The sequence below is a fragment of the Segeticoccus sp. genome, assembly GCF_035708005.1.
The window spans coordinates 16,322-30,074 of sequence record NZ_DASSTI010000043.1 but is presented as its reverse complement, the minus strand read 5'-3'; the positions used below and the strand labels follow the sequence as shown (position 1 = coordinate 30,074).

The window sequence follows — 13,753 nt, the reverse complement described above, 5'->3', positions numbered from 1 at the left end:
CCTTCCGTCGCGAGGAGGCTCAGGCGGAGACGCGCTTGAGCTCTTGCCGCACGGTCTTCGTGACCGCGGCGAGCTGGCTCGCAGGGTCTGCTCCGCTGCGGATGATCTTGTTGAGCGCGTCGGAGTAGGCCGTCGACGAGGCGGGCGTCCACAGCAGCGGCGTCTGGGCGTGGCCGACGTCGTTGACCATGTGCGCAGCCTTGGCCGCCGAGCCCGACTTGAGGTCGTCCGCCTGCTCGATGAGGCTCTTGCGCGCCGGGATGTGGAAGCCGTAGCTCTGGGCCCAGTCGAGCTGCTTGTCGGTCTGGTCGACCCAGAGCCACTTCACGAACGCCTTGGCCGCGTCGACGTGCGGGCTCTTCGCGCTCACGCAGGAGGCGTAGGCGCCCACCGGCACCGACGGGGAGCCGCCGGGTGCCGCCGGGAAGGGCAGCACGTCGAAGTCGTCGCCGAGCGCGTCCTTGAGCTGCGGGAAGGTCCACAGGCCGGTCCACTGCATCGCGGTCAGGCCCTGGATGATCGCCGACGGGTCGGACCAGTCGGCGGGGGCGCCGAGCAGCAGCGAGCCGCTGGTGAAGAGCGTGTGCAGCTTCTTCAGGCCGTCATAGACCTCGGCTGCGGCGAAGTCCGGCTGGTTGTCCTGGGTGAGGTAGTCGTGGCCGGTCGCCCAGAGGATCGGGCCGCCCAGCACCCCCACGCCGCCGTCGTTGCCCACGAACAGGCCCTTGACCTTGTCGGTCGTCAGGGCCTTGGCGGCCGTCAGCAGGTCGTCTAGCGTCTTCGGCGGCTGCACCCCGGCCTTCTTGAGCATGGACTTGCGGTAGACCAGCAGCTGCATGTCGGTCACCTGCGGGATGCCCCAGAGCTTCCCCTGGTAGGTCATGCGCTGCAGGAGCGAGGGGGTGAAGTCCGAGCGGGCATCGCCGAGCAGGTCCCCGAGCGGCACGACCTGCTTGCCGGTGATCATGTCGATGCTCGGGCCGTTGCCGTACTCGAACACGTCCGGGCCCTTGTTGGTGAGCAGCGCGGAGGCGGACTTCTTGTCGTAGTCGCCCGGGATCCACTGCACCGAGACGTCGGCCTGCTGGTAGTCCGAGGCGTAGCGCTTGACCGCCTGCTCGGTGCCCTTCTCGCCGTACTGGTGGTACCACTGGCTGAGCGCGACGGTGCTGCCCCCGCCGCTGCTCGAGGCTGCGGCGGTGCTGCCGCCGGCGCTCGGCCCCCGACCGGTGTTGCTGCCGCACGCCGCCAAGGCCGATGCGGCGGCCAGGCCGCCGCCCAGTGCCAGGAACGTGCGCCGGTCGAGCCCGCCGCGAGTCTGCTCAGCCATCTGTCCACCTCCGGTCCAACCGCACTGCTGGGACCGTCACCACGGCGGCCCGCGAGTGAACAGTACGCCCACCCGCCACAGGGGTCCCGTCAGACACTCCCGTCGCACGAGGCGGGCACGTGCCAAGGTCGGCGGAGGACCCGACGGCAGGACGTCAGCGTCGGCGGAGGACCCGGCGGCAGGGGCGTCAGCGTCGGCGAAGGACCCGACGCAGGAGGAGGGCGACGACGGCGCCGCCGAGTGCCGACAGCAGGTGGGGGCCGTAGTGCCGCGCCAGCACCGGCAGCACCGTGCCGCCCAGGTCGAGCTCGTCCGTGCCGGGCGAGGGCGTCCGCGCCGGCGAGCTCGGGGTGGTCACCGGTGGCGCGGGCGCCGGTGCTGCCGGGGCCGGCGCCGAGGGCTGGTCCGTCGGGGGCGCCGTGGCTGCCGTGTCGGAGGCCGTCGGTGCCGGCGTGGCCGCCGCAGTCGCGGCTTCCGGCACATCGCCGGTCGCTGCCCCCGCGGTGGCCGGCTGCTCACCCAGCCGTCCCGCGAGGCAGTCGGCGAAGGACGCCAGCAGCTTGTCGGAGACCTCTTGCATGACGCCCCGGCCGAACTGGGCCGGCTTGCCCGTCACCGCGAGGTCGGTGTGTACGTCGACCTCGGTGCTCTCCGGGCCCGACTCGCTCAGCGTCATCGTGAGGGTGGCGCTCGCGGTGCCGTTACCGCGCCGGTCCTTGCCCCTGGCCTCGACGACCGCCCGGTGCGCCGCCTCGTCCCGCTCGCGAAAGGTCCCCGATCCCTTGTACTGCAACGAGATCGGGCCCAGCTTGATCTTGACGGTGCCGGTGAACTCGTCGCCCTCGACGCTGGTCAGGCTGGCACCGGGAAAGCAGCCGGCGACGCCCTCGAGGTCGTTGAACGCCGTCCACGTCGCGTCGATCGAGGCGGGCACGGTGAAGTGGTGGTCCAGTTCCACGGGCAGGCTCCTCCGGGGTCGGTAACGGGTCAGGCGAGGGCCGCGCGTACCGCCCGGCCGGTGAGCACTCCGGCGAGGTGGCGTCGGTAGGCGGCGTCACCGTTGGTGTCGTCCGGTGGCGTGGTGCCCTCTCCTGCGGCGGCACACACCTCGCGCAGCCGGTCCGAGTCGGCCGACATGCCGACCAGCGCCTCCTCGACGGCGGTGCAGCGCACCGGGGTCGAGCCCATGTTCGTCAGCGAGACGCGGGCCTCGGCGACCGTGCCGCCCTCGCTGCGCACCGTCGCCGCGACCGCCACGATGGACCACTGCTGGGCCACGCGGGTGAACTTCTCGTAGTGCGCACCCCAGCCGGTGTGCTTGGGGATGCGTACCTCCGTGAGGATCTCGTCCTCTCCCACAGCGGTGGTGAACAGGTCCTCGAAGAAGTCCGCTGCGGGAACGGTCCGGGTGGCGCCGCCCTGTCCCGCGATCACGAGCTCCGCCTCCAGCGAGAGCGCCGGCGCCAGCAGGTCACCAGCCGGGTCGGCGTGGACCAGGGCTCCCCCGAGCGTCCCGCGGTGGCGCACCTGGGGGTCGGCCACCGTGCGGGTCGCCTCGGCCAACAGCAGCGCGTGCTGGTTGACCGTCGGGTCGTCCGCCACGACGTAGTGCGGCGTCATCGCACCGACCACGATGTGGTCGCCCTCTTCCCGGATCCCCTGCAACTGGGAGATCTTGGCGAGGTCGACGACCACCTCCGGCGCTGCGAGCCGGAGCTTCAGCACGGGCAGCAGGCTCTGGCCGCCGGCGAGCACCTTCGCGTCGTCGGACTCGGCGAGCAGCTGCAGCGCCTCCTCCAGCGTGGTCGGTGCGTGGTACTCGAAGGGTGCGGGAATCATGCCTGTCCACCTTCCTGACCGGCGACGGACTGTTCGTTGGACGGTGCGGCAGGAGTGCGGGTGTCCCCGCCCTGCAAGGCCGTCCACACCCGGTATGGCGTGCACGGCATGGTGACGTCCTGGACGCCCAGGTGGCGGATCGCGTCGAGGATCCCGTTGACGATCGCCGGGGTGGAGGCGATCGTCCCCGCCTCACCGACGCCCTTGACGCCCAGCTCGTTCGAGGTCGCCGGCGTCTCCGTGCGGTCCGTCGTGTAGGAGGGCAGGTCCGGGGCGCCCGGCACGAGGTAGTCCACGAAGGAACCGGAGACCAAGGTGCCGTGGTCGTCATACACGGCTTCCTCGAAGAGGGCCTGGGCGATGCCCTGTGCCAGCCCGCCGTGCACCTGTCCCTCCGCGAGCAGCGGGTTGATGACGTTGCCGATGTCGTCCACGCAGACGTACGTGCGGACCTTCACCGCTCCCGTCTCGGTGTCGACCTCCATCGCGACGAGGTGGGTGCCGTGCGGGAAGGAGAAGTTGACCGGGTCGAAGGTGGAGTCGGCGTCGAGGCTGGGTTCCATCCCCTCCGGCAGGTCGTGGGCGGTGAAGGCCGCGAAGGCGACCTCGCCGATGCTCATGCCCTGGTCGGTGCCGCGCACGCTGAACCGGCCGGCCTCGAAGTCGAGGTCGTCGACGTTGGCCTCGAGCAGGTGCGCGGCCACTGCCTTGGCCTTCTCGACCACCTTGTCGGCGGCCCGGGCGACGGCGATGCCGCCGACGGTCAGCGACCGGGACCCGTAGGTGTCCATGCCCTTCGCCGCGACCTGGGTGTCACCGTGCAGGACCTCGACGTCCTCGAAGGGCACCCCGAGCTTGTCGGCCACGATCTGGCTCTGGGAGGTGACGTGGCCCTGCCCGTGCGGGCTGATGCCGGTGACGACCTCGACCTTGCCCGTGGCGAGCATGCGGACGCTGGCGTGCTCCCAGCCGCCGGCGGCGTAGTCGAGCGCCCCGAGCACCCGTGACGGCGCCAGTCCGCACATCTCGGTGTAGGTGGACACCCCGATGCCGAGCTGGACCGGGTCGTGCGACTCGCGGCGTCGCTGCTGCTCGGCGCGCAGCTCGTCGTAGCCGAACAGCTGCAGCGCCTTGTCGGTGGCGGCCTCGTAGTTGCCGGAGTCGTACTCGAGCCCGGCCACGGTGGTGAACGGGAACTCCTCGTGCCGGATCCAGTTGCGCCGGCGCAGCTCGATCGGGTCCATCTGCAGCTCGGTGGCCAGCTCGTCCATCATCCGCTCGATGGCGAAGGTGGCCTCCGGTCGTCCGGCCCCGCGGTAGGCGTCGGTGTGCACCATGTTGGTGAACACGTTGTGGCAGGTGAACTGGTAGGCGGGGAACTTGTAGATCGCGTTGTACATGAACCCGCCGAGGATCGGCACGCCCGAGGTGAGCAGGCCGAGGTAGGCACCCATGTTGGCCAGCAGGTCGACCTTGAGGCCGGTGACGGTGCCATCCTTGGTGGCGGCGATGGTCAGCCGCTGCACCTGGTCGCGCCCGTGGTGGGCCGCGAGCATGGACTCGGACCGGGTCTCGGTGTACTTCACCGGCTTGCGCAGCCGGCGGGCCACCAGCAGCGTCACGATCTCCTCGGGTGTGACCGCGAGCTTGCCGCCGAAGCCGCCACCGACGTCCGGTGCGACGACGCGCAGCTTGCTCTCCGGCACGTTGCAGCTGAGCGAGAGCATGGTGCGCAGCACGTGCGGGATCTGGGTGGCCGACCAGAGGGTGATCTGCTCGCCCGTGGGGTCGACCACGGTTGACCGAGGCTCCATGTAGGCCGGGATCAGCCGCTGCTGGCGCAGGGTGCGCTCGACGACGACGCCGTCGCGACGGGCCGCCTCGATCGCCTCGTCGACCTTGCCGCCGGTGCCCGCGGTGGCGGAGTCGAACACCCAGGTGGCGGAGATGTTGGTGCCCAGCTCCTCGTGGACGAACGGCTCCCCCGCGGCAGCGTGCTCCAGGTCGAGCACGACCGGGAGCTCGTCGTAGTCGACGTCGACGAGCTCGATGGCGTCGCGGGCCTCGGCGGCACTGCGGGCCACGACCACGGCGACGATCTCGCCGGAGAAGAAGACCTCCTCGATCGCCACGGCGGGGTGGTGCGGCGCCTTCTGGTCCGGCGTGACCGGCCAGGCGTTCGGCACGCCCGTGTGGTCGTCCTGGAAGTCGGCCCCCGTGTAGACGGCCATGACGCCGGGCGCCGAGCGCGCCTCCTCGACGTCGAGGTGGGTGATGCGCGCGTGGGCGAGGGGGCTGCGCACCATGCCCAGGTGCAGCATGCCCGGCAGGCGGATGCTGTCCGTGTAGCGCGACCGCCCGGTGATGAGGCGGGCATCCTCCTTGCGTCGCCGGGACTTGCCGATCTCGCGCTCGGCCGTGGTGGTCGTCTGCTCCAAGGTGGTCACGCCCCCACCTCCGCGCTCGTCTCGGCCGCTTGTCGCACCGCGGCGACGATGTTCTGGTAGCCCGTGCACCGGCACAGGTTGCCCTCGAGCCCCTCGCGGATCTGCTGCTCGTCGGGGTGCGGGTTCCTGCTTAGCAGGTCGACGCTGGACATGATCATGCCCGGTGTGCAGTAGCCGCACTGCAGGGCGTGGCACTCGTGGAAGGCCTGCTGCACGGGGTGCAGCTCGCCGTTCCCCAGGCCCTCGATCGTGGTCACCTCGTGACCGTCGGCCTGGACCGCGAGGACGGTGCACGACTTGACGCTGCGCCCGTCCATCAGCACCGTGCAGGCGCCGCAGTTCGTGGTGTCGCACCCGACGAGCGTGCCCGTCTTGCCCAAGGTATCTCGCAGGTACTGCACGAGGAGCGTCCGCGGCTCCACCTCGTCGCTGTAGCGCGTTCCATCGACCGTGACGCTGACCCGGGCCATTCCGACCTCCGCTCGTGTGGCACTGCCTTGACCTGCCCCCGATCCTGTCTGCGATCCTGCCTGCCCGCACCCACTTCGGCAAGGATCATTGTCGAAAACGGCCCAAGAGCAGCGAGGTCCGGGCGCGTCAGTGGCGCGTGATTGGGCGCGTCAGTGGCGCGTGAATGGGCGCGTCAGTGGTGGTGCATGGGCCCCTCGGTGCGGGTCAGCCGCTCCCCCGCACCACCCCACCGCAGGGCGATGATCTCGGCAGCCACGCTGACGGCGGTCTCCTCCGGGGTCCGTCCCCCGAGGTCCAAACCAATGGGGCTCGACATCCGCGCGATCTCCTCCTCGGTGACCCCGGACTCGCGGAGCCGGGCCAGCCGGTCCTCGTGGGTGCGCCGCGAACCCATCGCCCCGATGTAGCCCACCGCAGGCAGGCGCAGCGCCACCTCGAGCAGGGGCACGTCGAACTTCGGGTCGTGGGTCAGCACGCACAGCGCGGTGCGCTCGTCGACCCGCCCCGCCTCCGCCTCCCGGGCCAGGTAGCGGTGGGGCCACTCCACGACGACCTCGTCGGCGGACGGGAAGCGGGTCGCGGTCGCGAACACCGGGCGCGCGTCGCACACCGTCACGTGGTAGCCGAGGAAGGACCCGATCCGGGCCACGGCCGCGGCGAAGTCGATCGCCCCGAAAACGATCATCCGCGGCGGCGGCGCGAAGGACTGCACGAACACGCGCATCCCCTCGCCGCGGCGCTCCCCGTCGGGACCGTACTCGAGGGTCTCGGTGCGTCCGGCGGCCAGCAGGCCGAGTCCGTCGTCCGTGACCGCGGCGTCGGCGCGGGAGGAGCCGATGCTGCCGGAGACCACTGGCGGGTCGCCCGGGCGCAGTGTCATCCGCGCCCCGATGCGGTGGGGGTCGGGGTGGGCGATGACCGTGGCGACCGCGACCGGGCGGCCCGCGGCGATGTCGGCCGCCACGTCATCGAGGTCGGGAAAGGCCTGGTGGTCCACCCGCTCCACGAAGACGTCGATGATGCCCCCGCAGGTGAGCCCCACGGCGAACGCGTCCTCGTCGCTCACGCCGTAGCGCTGCAGGACCGAGCTGCCGGAGGCGAGCACCTCCTGCCCCAGCTCGTAGACCGCGCCCTCCACGCAGCCGCCGGACACACTGCCCGCAACGCTGCCGTCGGCCGCCACCACCATGGCGGCGCCCGGTTGCCGCGGCGCGGACGACCACGTCGCCACCACCGTGCCGACGGCCGCAGGCTCCCCCGAGCGCCACCGGGCGAGCAGGTCATCGAGCACGTCACGCACGAGCCACCACCTCCAGGAGATGCGCGTAGGTGGCGAGGCTGTGCCCCGCCAGGAAGTCGTCGACGAAGGGCAGTGCCGCCACCATGCCCCCCTGCACCGGCTGGTACCCCGACTTGCCGGCGTGCGGGTTGACCCAGACCAGGCGGTGCGCGAGCCGGGAGAGCCGCTGCACCTGCTCGCCGAGCAGCGCGGGGTCACCCCGTTCCCAGCCGTCGCTGGCCAGGACGACGACCGCACCGCGCGCCATCCCTCGCTGTCCCCACAGGTCGCAGAAGGCCTTGAGGGTCTCGCCGAGCCGGGTCCCCCCGGACCAGTCGGGCACCGCCTCACCGGCGCGGTTCACGGCATCGGCCGCGTGGCGCTGTCGCATCGCGTCGGTCACCCGCGTCAGCCGGGTGCCGAGGGTGAACACCTCGACCCCGCTGCCGACCTGCTGCACGACGACGTGGGCCACGCGCAGCAGGCTGTCGGCATACGGCGCCATCGACCCGGAGACGTCGACGAGCAGCACCAGACGGCGCGGCCGCGTGGTGCGGTGGCGGTGCCGCAGGCGACTGGGCTCCCCGGCGTGGCGCAACTGGGCCCGCAGGGTGGCCCGGGCATCCACCACTCCCCGACGTGCCGGGCCGGTGCGGGGCCGTTGCCGCTGCGGCGCGCGCGGGTGCAGGGCGGCCAGCAACCGGGCCAGCTCGGCGCGTTCCTCGGGACCCAGGGTGGCCACGTCCCGGTGCCGGAGCCGTTCGACGGCGCTGGCCACGGCGGCGACCGGCACCTGCCCGGCCGTCGGCGAGCCGGTCGGGCCGGCATCCTCGAGCGCTGCCCGCCGCACCGTCACCGAGCGACGCGGTCGGCGGGGACCCGGCTCGGCCGGCTCCGGCTCGAACCAGTGCCGGTAGACCTGCTCCAGCGTGCCGAGGTCCTCCGGCCCGCTGCACAAGGTGGCGCGCGCCGCCCAGCGGATGGCACCCGGCATACCCGCGTCCAAGGCGGCCACCGCGGTCAGGAAACTCTGCGTGCGGCCGGCGTCGACCGGCATACCCTCGGCGCGGAGCGCCTCGGCGAAGGCGATGAGGAGGCGGTCGGCCTGGGCGCGGACACCGGTGACGGCCACCTCACACCGCCAGCACGCGGTCCATCCGCTGGAGCACGCGGTCGGTGTCCTCGCGGTACTTCAGCACCGTGCCGAGGGTGGCCGCCGCCACCTGCGGGGTGAGGTCCGCGCACTCGAGCGCGGTCAGGGCCTGGGCCCAGTCGAGGGTCTCGGCGACCCCGGGAGCCTTGAGCAGGTCGGCTTCGCCGCGTATCCGTTGGACGGCGGAGGCCACCTGCTCGGCGAGCCGCAGCGACACCTCCGGCAGTCGCGAGCGCACGATCTGCACCTCCCGCTCGAGGGTGGGGTGCTCGAGCCAGTGGTAGAGGCAGCGGCGTTTCAGCGCGTCCGCCAGGTCGCGGGTGCGGTTGGAGGTGAGCACCACCACCGGTGGCGTGCGTGCCGTCACGGTCCCGAGCTCGGGGATCGTCACCTGCCCGGTGGAGAGCACCTCGAGCAGGAAGGCCTCGAATTCGTCGTCGGCGCGGTCGATCTCGTCGACGAGCAGCACGGCCGGGCTCTCCCGCAGTGCCCGCAGCACCGGTCGGGCGAGGAGGTAGCGCTCGTCGAAGAGGGACCGTTCGACCTCCTCGACGTCGAGGCCGGGCTCGTGCCGGGTGGTGAGGTCCTCGTCGGGCTCGCGGGTGTGGCCGGTGGACCGGGTCGCCTCGACGGTGCGCAGGTGCAGGATCTGGCGGGGGAAGTCCCAGTCGTAGAGCGCCTGGCTGGCGTCGATGCCCTCGTAGCACTGCAGCCGGATCAGCGGGATGTCCAGCCCTTCGGCCAGCGCCTGGGCGAGCGCGGTCTTGCCCGTGCCGGGCTCCCCCTCGACGAGCAGCGGTCGGTGCATCTGCAGCGCGAGGTAGGACACCGTGACCAGGCCCTCGTCGGCGAGGTAGCCGGTGCCGGCGAGGCGGTCGGCAAGGTCCGAGCGGGAGCTCACGGGGTCCACCCCCTCAGCATCGCACGCGTCCGGGGCGCTCGGCCCGCGGCTCCGCCGTCGTCCGAGTTGCGGTGGTGGTGCGCCGGTTCAGGGAGCTCGGTCGACGTCCCGCCCGGTCGCGAGGTCCCCGCACTCGATGTCTGCCGCCGCGTGGGCGGTCAGGTAGGCGCGGGCGCCACGGTCGCCCTGCGCCAGCGCCGCGACGCCGGCCCAGTGCGCGCGGCCGAGCAGCACCGGGTGCCCCGGCCGGCCGGCATAACGTGCCCGCAGCAGCAGCTGCCGTGCCGGCGCACCCTCTGCGACCGCCTGCTCGGCGGCAGCGAGCACCCGGGCGACGACGTCGGGCCCCACGTCGGGCAGGTCCACGAGCATGACCAGCGCGGCGTCGGTGTCGGCCTGCCCATCGAGCGCCTGCAGGCCGCGGCGCAGCGACGCGCCCATGCCTTCGCTCCAGTCGGTGGCGGTCACGCTGCGCGCCTGCACCTCCGCGGCGGCCAGCAGCTGCCGCGCCTCGGCGACCGCGGCGCCGAGGACCACCGTCACGTCCGGCACTCCCCCGTCGTGCAGGGCCCGCAGCGTGCGCAGCAACCACGGTGTCCCGTGGTCGTCGCGGACGAGTGCCTTGGGTTCGCCCATCCGCCGTCCCGCCCCGGCCGCGAGCAGTATGCCGGCCACGCGCGGGGCAGCCCTCGCGCGGCCGGGCGGCGTCATCGGCTCAGCACCGTCTCAGCTGAGGCACGCGGGCCCGAGCAGCGCCTTGAGGTCGCCGAACAGGGCGGGCGAGGCGGTCACGCGCAGCGAGTCGTCGAGCCTCATCACCACCGACCGGCCGGGCTGGACCAGGCGCACCCGCACCTCGGTCACGCCGGGGTGGTCGCCGAGGACCGTCTTGAGCTTCTCGGCGACGCCGTTGGTCGCCCGGGCCAGCGGCATGGAGACGACGACGGGTCCGCGTGGCCCCTCCTTGATGTCGGGCAGCGTCAGGTCGGAGGCGAAGATCGAGGGGGTGTCGTCCCGGCGGGACACCCGACCCTTGACCGCACACACGACGTCGTGGCCGAGCATCGTGGACACGGTCATGTAGGTGGAGGGGAAGAAGAGGCACTCAATGGCTCCGTCGAGGTCCTCGACGGTGGCGATGGCCCACAGGTCGCCCTTCTTGGTCCGCTTGATCTGCAGTCCGGTGATCAGGCCGGCGATCGTCACCACGGCACCGTCGGGCTTGCCGTCCTCGGCCATCAGCGAGGCGATCGAGGTGTCGGCGTGCTGGGCCAGGACGTGCTCGATGCCGAACAGCGGGTGGTCGGAGACATAGAGGCCGAGCATCTCGCGCTCGAAGGCCAGCAGCGTCTGCTTGTCCCACTCGATCGACGGGATGGGCGGCATCGCGATGAGCGACCCGGCCGGCTGCGCGGCATCGTCGTCGCCTCCCCCGAAGCCGAAGCCGGAGAACAGCGAGTCCTGCCCGATGGCCTCCTGTCGCTTCTCGTCCACGAGCGCGTCGACGTAGGCCTCGTGCACGTGCACCAGGCCCTGCCGGGTGTGCTGCAGGTCATCGAAGGCCCCGGCCTTGATGAGGGACTCGATGGTCCGCTTGTTGCACACCACGGCCGGGCACTTGCGCAGGAAGTCCTCGAAGGAGGCGAACCGCCCCTTCTGCTCGCGCGCGGCGATGATCGCGTCGACCACGTTGCGCCCGACGTTGCGGATCGCGGCCAGGCCGAACCGGATGTCGGTGCCCACGGCGGCGAAGTTGGCGACCGACTCGTTGACATCGGGCGGCAGCACCTTGATGCCCATGTGCCGGCACTCGTTGAGGTAGAGCGCCGACTTGTCCTTGTCGTCGCGCACACTGGTGAGCAGCGCCGCCATGTACTCGGCGGGATAGTTCGCCTTGAGGTAGGCCGTCCAGTAGGACACCAGCCCGTAGGCGGCCGAGTGCGCCTTGTTGAAGGCGTAGTCGGAGAACGGAACCAGGATCTCCCAGAGGGTGTTCACCGCACCCATCGAGTAGCCGCGCTCGACCATGCCCGCGCTGAACCGCTCGAACTGCTTGTCGAGCTCGGACTTCTTCTTCTTGCCCATCGCCCGCCGCAGCAGGTCCGCCTGTCCGAGGCTGTAGCCCGCGAGCTTCTGGGCGATCGCCATGACCTGCTCCTGGTAGACGATCAGGCCGTAGGTCTCGCCGAGCACGTCCTCCAGGGCTTCGGCGAGCTCGGGGTGGATCGGCTCCACCGGCTCGCGCCCGGTCTTGCGGCGGGCGTACTTGTTGTGGGAGTCCGCGCCCATCGGCCCGGGGCGGTAGAGCGCGCCGACCGCGGAGATGTCCTCGAAGCTGTCGGGCTGCATGCTGCGCAGCAGGGCACGCATCGGCCCGCCGTCGAGCTGGAAGACGCCCAGCGTGTCGCCGCGCTGGAGCAGGGCGTACGTCGCGGGGTCGTCGAGCGGCAGCTCCTCGAGCACGACCTTCTCGTCGCGGTTGTTGGCGATGTTGATCAGCGCGTCGTCGAGGACGGTCAGGTTGCGCAGCCCGAGGAAGTCCATCTTGATCAGGCCGAGCTTCTCGCAGGTCGGGTAGTCGAACTGCGTGATCACCGCACCGTCGGCCGGCCGCCGCATGATCGGGATGACGTCGAGGAGCGGCGCGCTCGACATGATCACGCCGGCGGCGTGCACGCCCCACTGGCGCTTGAGCCCCTCGAGCCCGATCGCGGTGTCGACCACGGTCTTGACGTCGACGTCGCCGTCGTAGAGCGACCGGAACTCGCCGCCCTCGCCGTAGCGGCCGTGCTCGGGGTTGAACAGCTCCTTGAGCGGGACGTCCTTGCCCATCACCGGGGCCGGCATGGCCTTGGTGATCCGGTCACCCATGGCGAAGGGGTAGCCGAGGATCCGCGAGGAGTCCTTGACCGCCTGCTTGGCCTTGATGGTGCCGTAGGTGACGATCATCGAGACCCGGTCGTCGCCGTACTTCTCGGTGACGTAGCGGATGACCTCGCCGCGCCGGCGCTCGTCGAAGTCGATGTCGAAGTCGGGCATCGAGACGCGGTCGGGGTTGAGGAAGCGCTCGAAGATCAGACCGTGCTGGAGGGGGTCGAGGTCGGTGATGCGCATCGCGTAGGCGCACATCGACCCGGCACCCGAGCCACGGCCGGGGCCCACGCGGATGCCGTGGTCCTTGGCCCAGTTGATGAAGTCGGCCACCACGAGGAAGTAGCCGGGGAAGCCCATCTGGGTGATCACGCCGATCTCGAAGTCGGCCTGGCGGCGGACGTCGTCGGGGATGCCCTCGGGGTAGCGGTAGCGCAGCCCCTTCTCGACCTCCTTGACGAACCAGGTCTCCTCGGTCTCGCCCTCGGGCACCGGGAAGCGCGGCATGTAGGAGCCGGTGCCCTCGGTGAACTCGACCTCGCAGCGCTCGGCGATCAGCAGGGTGTTGTCACAGGCCTCCGGCAGCCCGTTGCGGACCGCCCACAGCTCGCGCATCTCCTGGGGCGACTTGATGTAGTAGCCGTCGCCACCGAACTTGAACCGCTTCGGGTCCGCCATGGTGCTGCCGCTGGAGACGCACAGCAGGTGCTCGTGGGAGGGCGCGTCCTCGCGCAGCACGTAGTGGGAGTCGTTGGTGGCGATCGGCGGGATGCCGAGGTCCTTGCTGAGGCGCAGCAGTCCGTCGCGGACACGGTTCTCGATGGAGAGCCCGTGGTCCATCAGCTCGAGGAAGTAGTTGTCCCTGCCGAGGATGTCCTGGAAGTCCCCCGCCGCCTCCCGCGCCTTGGCGTAGTCCCCGATGCGCAGCCAGGTCTGCACCTCGCCCGAGGGGCAGCCGGTGGTGCCGATCAGGCCGTCGGAGTACTCCGCGAGCAGCTCCCGGTCGGCCCGCGGCTGGTAGAAGTAGCCCTCCAGCGAGGCCCGCGAGGACAGCCGGAAGAGGTTGTGCATGCCCGCGGTGGACTCCGAGAGCAGGGTCATGTGGGTGTAGGCCCCCGACCCGGAGACGTCGTCGTCGCCGCCGTCGTTCCACCGCACCCGCTTCTTGTCGAAGCGACTGGTGTTGGGCGTGAAGTAGGCCTCCATGCCGATGATCGGCTTGATGCCGGCAGCCGTGGCCTTGGACCAGAAGTCGTAGGCCCCGAACACGTTGCCGTGGTCGGTCATGGCGATCGCGTCCATGCCGAGCTCGCCGGTGCGTTCGAACATGTCGGTCAGCCGGGCGGCGCCGTCGAGCATGGAGTACTCGGTGTGCACGTGCAGGTGCACGAACCCGTCTGCGGACGACCCAGCCGACATCGGTGGCGCTCAACCCTTCCCGGAACTCACTGGACTACCTGAC

General features: G+C 71.3%; 10 protein-coding genes. All 10 read right to left on the bottom strand.

Translation table 11 applies throughout. The features are described 5' to 3' along the window. Positions 1-19: 19 nt before the first annotated feature. Complete coding sequence (locus VFL99_RS05205; RefSeq protein WP_325105274.1) at positions 20-1,330, bottom strand: ABC transporter substrate-binding protein; 1,311 nt, start codon at positions 1,328-1,330, stop codon at positions 20-22. A gap of 187 nt (positions 1,331-1,517) precedes the next feature. Then, complete coding sequence (locus tag VFL99_RS05200; RefSeq protein WP_325105273.1) at positions 1,518-2,288, bottom strand: SRPBCC family protein; 771 nt, start codon at positions 2,286-2,288, stop codon at positions 1,518-1,520. A 29-nt stretch (positions 2,289-2,317) separates the two neighbouring features. Then, the gene (locus VFL99_RS05195; protein WP_325105272.1) at positions 2,318-3,169 is read right to left on the bottom strand and encodes an FAD binding domain-containing protein; all 852 of its coding nucleotides are present in this window, start codon (positions 3,167-3,169) and stop codon (positions 2,318-2,320) included. After that, on the bottom strand, positions 3,166-5,616 hold the full coding sequence (locus tag VFL99_RS05190) for a xanthine dehydrogenase family protein molybdopterin-binding subunit (RefSeq protein ID WP_325105271.1): 2,451 nt from the start codon (positions 5,614-5,616) through the stop codon (positions 3,166-3,168). The genes VFL99_RS05195 and VFL99_RS05190 overlap by 4 nt, the downstream gene beginning before the upstream one ends. Beyond that, entirely contained in the window at positions 5,613-6,086 is a 474-nt protein-coding gene (locus tag VFL99_RS05185; RefSeq protein ID WP_325105270.1) for a (2Fe-2S)-binding protein, read from the bottom strand. Before VFL99_RS05185 ends, VFL99_RS05190 begins: the two co-directional genes overlap by 4 nt. A 173-nt stretch (positions 6,087-6,259) precedes the next feature. Next, positions 6,260-7,387, bottom strand: a complete 1,128-nt coding sequence (locus tag VFL99_RS05180; RefSeq protein ID WP_325105269.1) for an XdhC family protein — start codon at positions 7,385-7,387, stop codon at positions 6,260-6,262. Continuing rightward, positions 7,380-8,498: a vWA domain-containing protein gene (locus VFL99_RS05175; protein WP_325105268.1), complete on the bottom strand. Its 1,119-nt coding sequence runs from the start codon at positions 8,496-8,498 to the stop codon at positions 7,380-7,382. Before VFL99_RS05175 ends, VFL99_RS05180 begins: the two co-directional genes overlap by 8 nt. A gap of 1 nt (position 8,499) precedes the next feature. Continuing rightward, positions 8,500-9,429: an AAA family ATPase gene (locus tag VFL99_RS05170; RefSeq protein ID WP_414713719.1), complete on the bottom strand. Its 930-nt coding sequence runs from the start codon at positions 9,427-9,429 to the stop codon at positions 8,500-8,502. A 78-nt stretch (positions 9,430-9,507) separates the two neighbouring features. After that, positions 9,508-10,131, bottom strand: coding sequence for a nucleotidyltransferase family protein (locus VFL99_RS05165; RefSeq protein ID WP_325105266.1), 624 nt, complete (start codon positions 10,129-10,131; stop codon positions 9,508-9,510). Positions 10,132-10,146: 15 nt separating this feature from the next. After that, entirely contained in the window at positions 10,147-13,710 is a 3,564-nt protein-coding gene (gene dnaE / locus VFL99_RS05160; RefSeq protein WP_325105265.1) for a DNA polymerase III subunit alpha, read from the bottom strand. Positions 13,711-13,753: the final 43 nt, after the last annotated feature.

What these genes read in the sequence shown, in the direction of transcription:
- VFL99_RS05195 (WP_325105272.1), bottom strand. Translation starts at nt 3,169, where the DNA reads ATGATTCCCGCACCCTTCGAGTACCACGCACCGACCACGCTGGAGGAG.
- dnaE (WP_325105265.1), bottom strand. Translation starts at nt 13,710, where the DNA reads ATGTCGGCTGGGTCGTCCGCAGACGGGTTCGTGCACCTGCACGTGCAC.
- VFL99_RS05185 (WP_325105270.1), bottom strand. Translation starts at nt 6,086, where the DNA reads ATGGCCCGGGTCAGCGTCACGGTCGATGGAACGCGCTACAGCGACGAG.
- VFL99_RS05205 (WP_325105274.1), bottom strand. Translation starts at nt 1,330, where the DNA reads ATGGCTGAGCAGACTCGCGGCGGGCTCGACCGGCGCACGTTCCTGGCA.
- VFL99_RS05165 (WP_325105266.1), bottom strand. Translation starts at nt 10,131, where the DNA reads ATGACGCCGCCCGGCCGCGCGAGGGCTGCCCCGCGCGTGGCCGGCATA.